The organism is Ramlibacter sp. (assembly GCF_029866045.1).
GTDB lineage: Bacteria > Pseudomonadota > Gammaproteobacteria > Burkholderiales > Burkholderiaceae_C > Ramlibacter.
This window is the reverse complement of sequence record NZ_JARXAB010000172.1, coordinates 1-8,518: the sequence shown is the minus strand read 5'-3', so window position 1 is coordinate 8,518 and position 8,518 is coordinate 1. Positions and strand designations below refer to the sequence as shown.

General features: G+C 65.7%; 5 protein-coding genes. All 5 read left to right on the top strand.

The window, feature by feature from the left end; genetic code table 11:
• Positions 1-59: 59 nt before the first annotated feature.
• From QE494_RS16970 to QE494_RS16950, 5 genes are read left to right on the top strand one after another with little or no spacing between them, the layout of a single operon-like run.
• The gene (locus QE494_RS16970; protein WP_300045303.1) at positions 60-1,736 is read left to right on the top strand and encodes an ATP-binding cassette domain-containing protein; all 1,677 of its coding nucleotides are present in this window, start codon (positions 60-62) and stop codon (positions 1,734-1,736) included.
• Positions 1,733-3,067 (top strand): HlyD family type I secretion periplasmic adaptor subunit, encoded by a 1,335-nt coding sequence (locus QE494_RS16965; RefSeq protein WP_300045301.1) that lies wholly within the window; start codon positions 1,733-1,735, stop codon positions 3,065-3,067. The genes QE494_RS16970 and QE494_RS16965 overlap by 4 nt, the downstream gene beginning before the upstream one ends.
• 31 nt (positions 3,068-3,098) lie before the next feature.
• Complete coding sequence (locus QE494_RS16960) at positions 3,099-5,648, top strand: sulfotransferase (RefSeq protein ID WP_300045299.1); 2,550 nt, start codon at positions 3,099-3,101, stop codon at positions 5,646-5,648.
• Positions 5,645-7,144 carry a class I adenylate-forming enzyme family protein gene (locus QE494_RS16955; protein ID WP_300045297.1) on the top strand — a complete coding sequence of 500 codons (1,500 nt, stop codon included), beginning with the start codon at positions 5,645-5,647 and terminating at the stop codon, positions 7,142-7,144. Before QE494_RS16960 ends, QE494_RS16955 begins: the two co-directional genes overlap by 4 nt.
• A 5-nt stretch (positions 7,145-7,149) precedes the next feature.
• Entirely contained in the window at positions 7,150-8,154 is a 1,005-nt protein-coding gene (locus tag QE494_RS16950) for a tripartite tricarboxylate transporter substrate binding protein (protein WP_300045295.1), read from the top strand.
• The last annotated feature ends 364 nt before the right edge of the window (positions 8,155-8,518 follow it).

Here is an 8,518-nt window from a genome sequence, read left to right as displayed (position 1 = left end):
GTCCGAGGCCGCCAGGTGAGAGCTCTTTTTCGAATGAGGAATCAAAGGAACACGCCGCCATGCTGAAGCAGTTGATCAGCCAATTGCGGACCCACCCCCGTGCTGCAGATCTCATGGTGTCGACATTGGCCATCAATGTGCTGGCTCTGGGGTCGTCCTTCTACAGCATTCACCTGCTCAATCGCTATGTGACCATCGGGCTCACCCCGACCCTGGTCACTTTGACAGTTGGCGTGCTGGTGGCCATTGCCCTTGAGTTGACACTGCGCCGGGTTCGCCAGCGGGTGCTCAGTGGCATTGCCGACGAGTGGGACCAGTCGGCCAGCGACCGCGTCTACCGGGCCTTCAGCACCAGCCGCTACGAGGCCATGGCACAGACCCCGCTTCCCTTGCGGCGTGAGGCCTTGGGCGCGCCCGCGGTCATGCAGCAACTTTCCAGCAGCATCAACCTCGGCTCCATCCTGGACCTGCCCTTCGTCTTTATCTTTCTGGTTGCCGCGACGCTTTTGTACTGGCCCTTCGGCGTGATCGCCGCACTGGGTTGCATGATCACCCTCTGGATGGGCATTCGGGGCGAGCGAGGGCAACGGGTGTCGGCAGACGAGCATGCCAAGGCCAACTCGCGCGCGCAGCAGCTCGGACAATTTCTGCTGTCCGCCGGCGAGGCGCTGCGGGCGCTGCCCCTGGCCCGGCCGCTGGAGCGGCGCTGGCGTGAGATCCAGCAGGCCAGCCTGGGCACACGCCGCGACGGGATGAACATCCAGTCGAGCCTGCAGACGTCCATCGCTGGCGTGGGGCAATTGCTCACGGTGTTTGTCTACGCCGTCGGCGCGGTGTTGGCGGTGCAGGGGATCATCACCACCGGCGCCCTGATTGGCGCCAACATTCTCGTGAGCCGCGCGTTCGCCGTGTGCAGCCGCGCCGCCTACCTGGCTGACCCGATTTTGCGCGCCGAGCGCGCCCAGGCCGCCCTCGCACAGATCGAGGCCTTGCCGGCCGAGGAGAGTGGGGGCGCCGAGCCCCGCCAGCTCGGCGGGCAGCTCGAGCTGATGGACGTGGCCTTCTCGTACGCCGAGCAGCCCGTCCCGCTGTTCGAGCAGCTCAATGTCAACCTGGCCCCTGGCGAAGTGCTGGCGATCACCGGCCCCAACGGCTCGGGCAAGTCCACGCTGGTCAAGATGATGCTGGGCCTGCTCTCGCCTCGCCGCGGCCTGGTGCGCGCCGATGCGATCGAGCTACGCCAGTTGGCGCCAGATTGGTGGCGTGCGCGCATCGGCTACGCACCCCAAGAGGCGGTGTTCTTCGACGGCACCCTGCGCGAGAACCTGCTGCTGGACCGCGACATCGATGACGCCGAGCTGATCGAGGCGATCCGCGAGTTGGGCCTCGACAGTTTCCTGGCCAGCGACCCCAAGGGGCTGGACCGGGTGATGTCCAGCAGTGAATCGACGATGGCCATGGGCCTGCGTCGGCGTTTCATTTTGCTGCGGGCGGTGCTGGGCGACCCCAAGGTCGTGTTCATGGATGACCCGACCGAAGGCCTCGATACGGCCGGCCAGGCGGCGGTGGCCAAACTGCTCAATCAGCTGCTGAAGGCTGGCAAGACGCTGGTCGTCGCCAGCAATGAAGGCTTCATCATCAAGGCAGCCGACGTGGTGGTGGACATGTCCAAGAAGCCGGTGCCTGCGGTGGTTCGCCCCCCCCGCACGCCGGCGGTAGCCGGAGGTCAGGCATGAGCACGCAACCGCAAGAAGTGGAGCCCCGGGCGGTCCCGAGCGGGCTGGGCCGGCCTTTCGCCGCGCTGGGGCGCTTCTTCGGCCCGAACCCGCTCCTCTGGTGGATTTCCCTCACGGTGGTGGTGTTCTTGGTGTGGGCGTCGGTCTTTCCCCTGGACGTGGCCAGCTACGCCCAGGGCCAGGTGATTCCCTCGGGCCAGCTCAAGAAGATTCAGCACCTGGAGGGCGGCATCATCCGGACCATCAATGTGTCCGAAGGTCAGCAGGTCAAGGCCGGGCAGGTCATCGCCGAGCTTGAGGCCGTCGCGGCCAACTCGGATGTGTCCGACTTCAGCGGACGCACCGCCAGCATGGAGGCCAAGGCCCTGCGCATCAGTGCTTCCCTGGCCCGTGCCCCCGCCCTGCAGCTGCCGGCCAATCTCGAGCGCGGCTACCCGGAGATCGCTAAGGATGCCCGCTCGTCCTTCGCTTCCTACCGCGACCGCTACAACGCCATCTTGCAGACCAACGCCTCCAAGATCGCCCAGCGCCAGGCGGAGATTCAGGAGGCGCGCGAGCGCCTCGCCGGTCTGCGTAACCGCAGCAAGATGGTGGCCCAGCAGGTCAAGATCAGCGAGGAGATGCTCAAACGCAGCCTGACCAATGAATACGAGCATTTGACGCTCAAGAAAGAGCAGGCGCAGATCGATGCGGACCTGAACTCGACGGTCGCGAGCGAGAAGCGCGCGATGACCGCGCTCGACGAGGCGAACTCGGCCCTCGCTGCCTTCAAGTACGAAGAGGATGTGAACCTGCGCAAAGAGCTGCAAGACACCAACCTCGAACTCACCTCCCTGCGTGAGCGCAGCAAGAAGCCAGCCGACTCACAGGACCGCACGGTGGTGCGTAGCCCGGTGGATGGCAACGTGATGACCATCTTCTTCAAGAACAAGGGCGCGGTGGTCTCGCCGGGGGGCACCCTGGCCACGCTGGTGCCCTTGGGCGACACCTTTCTGATCGAGGCCAAGCTGCCGATCTCGGAGGTTGGCTATGTGGGCATGGGCGCGCCGGCCAGGCTGTCGATCACCTCCGGCGGCAGCGGCTTTTCCACGGTGCAGGCCAAGGTGGTCCACATCAGCCCAGACGCGGCGGCCGACGAGAAATCGGGCGCCACCTACTACGTGGTCCGGCTCGCGCCCGAGGTGCCCTACTTCAAGCGCGGCACCGAGGTCTATGAGATGCGGCCCGGTGTGCAGGTGACGGCCGCCATCCTGACCGGCCAGCGCTCGGTGATGGCCCTCTTGCTCGAGCCTTTGACTGGCAATCAGATTCACCCGCTCTCCGAGCGGTGACCCCTTCACTGTCGTTCCTTCCTTTTTCGCGATGAACCAGAAACTCTCGGGCAAGCCCATGTCGCTGGACCAGCAATTGATGGCGATCAGCCAGATGGTTCAGTCCGACCAGATCGACAAGGCGCTCCCCCTGCTGGAGCGCCTGATCCAGGTCCCCGCCGCCCAGCAGCCCTCCAAGGCCCTGATGGGCCTGGCCATGGCCCTGCAGGGACGCGCAGACGATGCCCGCCCCCTGCTGGAGAGCCTTCCGGCTCCTGGGCAGATGGGGCCGATCGATCTGATGATCACCACCGGCAGCGCCTGGTTTCGCATGGGCGAATTGGGGCAGGGGATCCGCTACCTGAAGGCCGCCCTGGACAAAAACGGAGACCACCCGCTGGCGCTGGCCCGCCTGGGCGCATGTCTGCTGGCCGCTGGCCGGGTGGAGGAGGCCGAGCCCTATCTGGCGCGGTCGGTGGAGTTGATGCCCAAGTCCGGTGGGGCCTGGCTCAACCTCGCCCGCGCGCACCAGGTGCAGGGTCAGTTTGAGCAGGCGCTGGAGGCCTTGGACCAGGCGGCGCCGCTGGAAGACAAGGAGCCCGAGATTTACGCCGCTTTGCGTGCCGACGTGCTGGAGCGTCTGGGGCGCAAGGAGGAGGCGGTGGCGCTGTTGCGCCAAGCGGTGAACGCCGGCCAACGCGGCGCGGTGGAGAACCTGGTGAGCAAACTCGCCGCCCAGGGCGACCATGACCAGGCTTGGCACGCCTTGCGTGAAGCGATCGATCGTGAGCCGGAGAACGTGGCCTTGCTGGAAATGGCGGCCGAGCTTGCCTCGGTGCGTGGGCGCTTTGGCGAGGCGGATTTCTTCCTGGAGCGTGCGCTCAAGCTACGTCCGGAGTCGCATGCCCTATGGCGGCGCCGGGCCATGATGGCAGGCCGCCGCCTCGGCGCCGCGCCTGCGCGCGAAGCGGCCGACAAGGCCCTGGCGCTGACCGCCACCCTGGAGGGCATGCCACGCGCTCTGGCGCTGGCCGCCCATGCCCAGGTGCAAGTGGAGGAAGACCTTCACGCCGAGGCCGAGGCCAGCTACCGCCAGGCCATCGAAGTGGCGCCACGCTGTGTGCCGGCCCTCAGCGGCCTGGGCCAGTTGCTGATGCAGCGCGGCCGGGTTGACGAGGCCATCAGCTGCTATGAAAAAGTGCGCGAGATCGCGCCGGTGCAGGGCTGGAACCAACTCATTCAAGCACGCGAGGTGCCGGACGATCCGGCCGTTCTGGACCAGATGGAGCGAGCGGCCTACCAGCCCAACTTGCAGGGGCCTGTGCAGACGCATCTGCTGTTCGGTCTGGCCTCGGCGAGCGAAAAGAAGAAGGACTACGACAAGGCCTGGAAGTTCGCGGAGGATGCCAATCAGGCCTCCAAGTCGCTGCTGTCCTATCGCCCGGAGGTGCACCGCCAACGGGTCGAGCGTGAGATGGCCCGTTTCTCCCGAGACTTCATGACGAGCCGCGCCGGCTGGGGCGACCCGAGCCAGGTGCCGGTGTTCGTGTTGGGCATGCCGCGCTCGGGCACCACCTTGGTGGAGCAGATTCTGGGCAGTCACAGCCAGGTGCATGGTGCGGGCGAGCTCTCGCTGGTGCCAGACTTGATCCAGAAGCTCAGTGCCTGGGAGCGCCGCCTGGGGACGCGGCGGGAGTACCCCGAGTGCGTGGACGACATGAGCCAGGAGGAATCACGGCGCTTCGCCGAAAAGCACCTGGAGGAATTGCGCTCGCATAACCCGCAGGCCCAGCGCATCGTTGACAAGTTGCCGCATAACTTCGAGCACATCGGCCTCATCAAGCTGGTTTTTCCGAGCGCCAAGATCCTGCACATGAAGCGCGATTCGCGCGACGTGGCGATGTCGAACTTCTTCATCGACTACGCAGCCAAGTTTGGCGGCATGGGCTTTGCCTACGACCTGTCTTGGATCGGCGAGCAACTGGTGGACCACGAGCGCCTGATGCGCCACTGGCATGCGGTGTTCCCAGACCAGATCCTCGAGGTGGACTACGACAGCCTGGTGGAGGACGTGGAGGGCTGGGCGCGCAAGATCATTGGCTACCTCGACCTGCCGTGGGAGGAGGGCGTGCTCAATTTCCAAGAGCTCGACCGCTCGGTGCGGACTGCCAGCGTCTGGCAGGTTCGCCAGCCGGTCTACACCACCTCGAAGGCCAAGTGGAAACGCTACGAGTCCCACCTGGAGCCACTGAACCTGGCGCTCGCGGAAACCCCGCCCCAGCCGGTGTCCTTGCCGCTGCCCAAGTTGGAGGCAGGCCTGTTCCCCAGGGGCATCGCCCTGCTCCAGGAAGGCAAGCCGGCTGAGGCCCAGGCCTGTTTCGAGCAACTCATTGCCGCCCGGCCCGGCCATGCGGCCGCCCACCATTTCCGTGGTGCCGCCCTGTATTCGCAGAAGCGCTACAAAGACGCGGTCGAGGCCATGGAGCGCTCCCTCCAGATGGGCGGGCAGCAACCCACCTGGCGCGAGAACCTCGAAAAGGCCAAGGCCATGCTGGCGCCGCCTGCTGCTGCGGCAGCCGGGACCGAAGGGTCTGCGGCATGAACCTGAATCAAAAATTCGAAGCGCTGGTAGCCGCAGACCCCAACGCCTCCGCGATCATTTTCGAGGGCAAGCTGCTCACGCGCCGCACCTTCCAGGCCCAGGTCGACGGACTCGCAGCTGGCCTGGCCGCCCAGGGCATCAAGGCCGGTGACGTGGTGGGCGTTGGACTGGCCAATACCCCGCTGCATTTGATGAGCCTGTTGGCGATCACGCGTTTGGGCGCGGCCTCGCTGCCCCTGCATCCTCGCTCTGCGCCCATGGCCCGCCGCCGCCTGATCAGCCGCTATGGCGCACGCCATGTGCTGGTGCAGGTCTTGCCGGCGCGCGTTCCGCCCAATGCCGGCATGACCTTTCTCCAGGTCGACCAGGTACTGGCCGCCGGTCAGGCCGGCTTCGCCGACAAGCCGCTGCCGAGCCAGCCCGACCCCTCGAGCCTGGGTCGCATTTCCTTGACCTCCGGCACCACGGGCGAACCCAGCTCGGTCGCGTACACCCACGCGAACTGGCTCAGTCGCCTGGAGCGCACAGCGGTCGGTTTCGACCCTGCCACCCGCTTGCTGGTGGGCAGCCTGCACCTCACGCTGGGCAACATCCTGGCCTTTGCCGCCATGCTGGCGGGCGGCGTGGTGGTGTTCTCTCCGAACAAGGGCGCTGCGGGCAGCTTTGCAGAAACGATCCGGCTTTACGGCGTGACCCATGCCTCAATGGTCCCCTCGGGCATCAAGTCTTTGGCAGCGGGAGCACCGCCTGCGGGATTGGCCTTCCCGTCGCTGCGCCAGCTGCGCATCGTGGGCGGCGCCTTGTCAGAGCACCTGCACGCGCTCGCGCGAACCCGGCTCACGCCCCATGTCCTGCTGCCTTATGGAACCAGCGAGACGGGTGTGATCACCGTAGCCAGCGCGCAGATGCTGCAGGACCACCCCGGCTACTGTGGCACCGCCCTGCCGGGCGTGCAGATTGAAATTGTCGACGAGCAAGACCGTGTGCTCGGGCCCGGTGAGCTTGGCGAGATCCGGGTCAAGGTGCCGCTGATGCCAGCCGGCTACCACCTCGACGAGGCGCGCTCGACGCAAAAATTCAAGGGCGGCTGGTTCTACACCAGCGACCTGGGCCGCCTGTCGGCCCAGGGCATGCTGCTGATCGAGGGGCGGTCTGATGACCGCATCAACATTGCCGGGATCAAGATGTTCCCCGAGCAGGTGGAGAACGCCCTCGACAGCCATCCTCTGATCAAGGAAAGCGCGGTGTTCACCGTGCCAGACCCGCAATTGGGCAAGAAGCTGGTGGCCGCCCTCGTGTCGGAGTCGAGCGCACAGATCACGCACGAGCAATTTCTTGCCCTGTGCCAATCTCGCAAGCTGGCAGAGAAGACGCCGGCCGACTATTTCTTTTGCGAGGCCTTGCCCCGCAACCCCAATGGCAAGCTCGTGCGCACCGAATTGCCAGGCCTCATGAATGCAGCCGCGGCGGTGCATTCGCTCCGAAAGAAAGGCTGATCGCCATGCAACGTATATGCAAGCGCCTCGCGGCCCACGCGGTGTTCGTGCTGTCCGTGCTGGGGTCTGGCGCCGGGATTTTTCTGGCCTCGGACGCACAGGCCCAAGAGCCAGCCGCCGCGGCAGCGACCGCCCGCAGAACGCTCTCCCTGGTGGTGCCCTTTCCGCCCGGGGCGGGGGCCGATGGGGTCGCACGCATGCTGGCCGAGCGCTTGACGACCGAGCTCGGGCACAGGGTGCTGGTAGACAACAAGCCGGGCGCCGATGCCAACATTGCCATCCAGTTCGTGGCCCAGGCCAAGCCCGATGGCAGCACCCTCTTGCTGGCGAACCCGACTGTGGTCTACAACCACCTCATCACCTCGCTGGACTTCGATCCGCTCTCTGCCTTGGAGCCTGTGGCCAAGGTCACCGAGTACAGCTTGGTGCTTTTGATGAGTGGTGGGCGATCACCTGCCAACCTGGATGAATTCGTCACCTGGGCCCGCAGCAAGCCAGGCGGCGTGAGCTGTGGGGGCGGTGGCGGTGCGCCCTCTATCGCGTGCCGGATGCTGATGCAGTACGGCCAGCTGCCTGTGACCTTCGTCCCCTACAAAGGCAACGCGCCTGCGCTTCAGGACCTGATGGGGGGGCACATCGACATCATGTTCGACATGTCCAATTCCGCCTCGTCGCAACTTGGCAATAGCAAGGTCATGCCCCTTGCGACGACCGCGGAGAGCCGCTCGGAGGCGCCCTTCGGTACCTTGCCCATCCTGCGCAGAACCATGCCCCGCTTTATGCTCACCAGTTGGCTGGGGCTCTTCGCCCCAGCGGGCACGCCGCCGGCCGAGGTGCGCCGGCTCGAGCAGGCGCTGGACAAGACGCTGAACGCGCCAGACTTTGTGGCCAGGATGGCGGCCAGCGGCTTGGGTGTCCGCTACGAAAACCCGGCGGCCTTCCGCCGATCGCTCGCCGACGACCGGCGCCACTACGAGCAGGTGTTCAAAGACATCAAGATGAGTCGCTAGCGGGGCCCGTTCAGGCGACCGCTCGCGATGCGCTTCGAGCTGGCCAACCACAGGGTGTAGTACGCACGCGGAACTCGGCGGAAAGGTGAGCTGATGTGCGGCTATCTTGTCGACAAAATGAGTCTATCGACGACAGATCTATGATTCTGTCCTCATCATCGACTGAGCCCCCGCTGGGGCCTACCTATGAGTCAAACCCAACAAGCGAACCCGGCGACGCAAACCTTCTGGGCAGCCCGCGACACCCTGCTCGCGCACCGTGACGACCACGCCGCCGCCTGCGCGAATTTCCGCTGGCCACAGCTGACCGAGTTCAACTGGGCGCTGGACCACTTTGATGTGCTGGCGCGTGACAACGACCGCA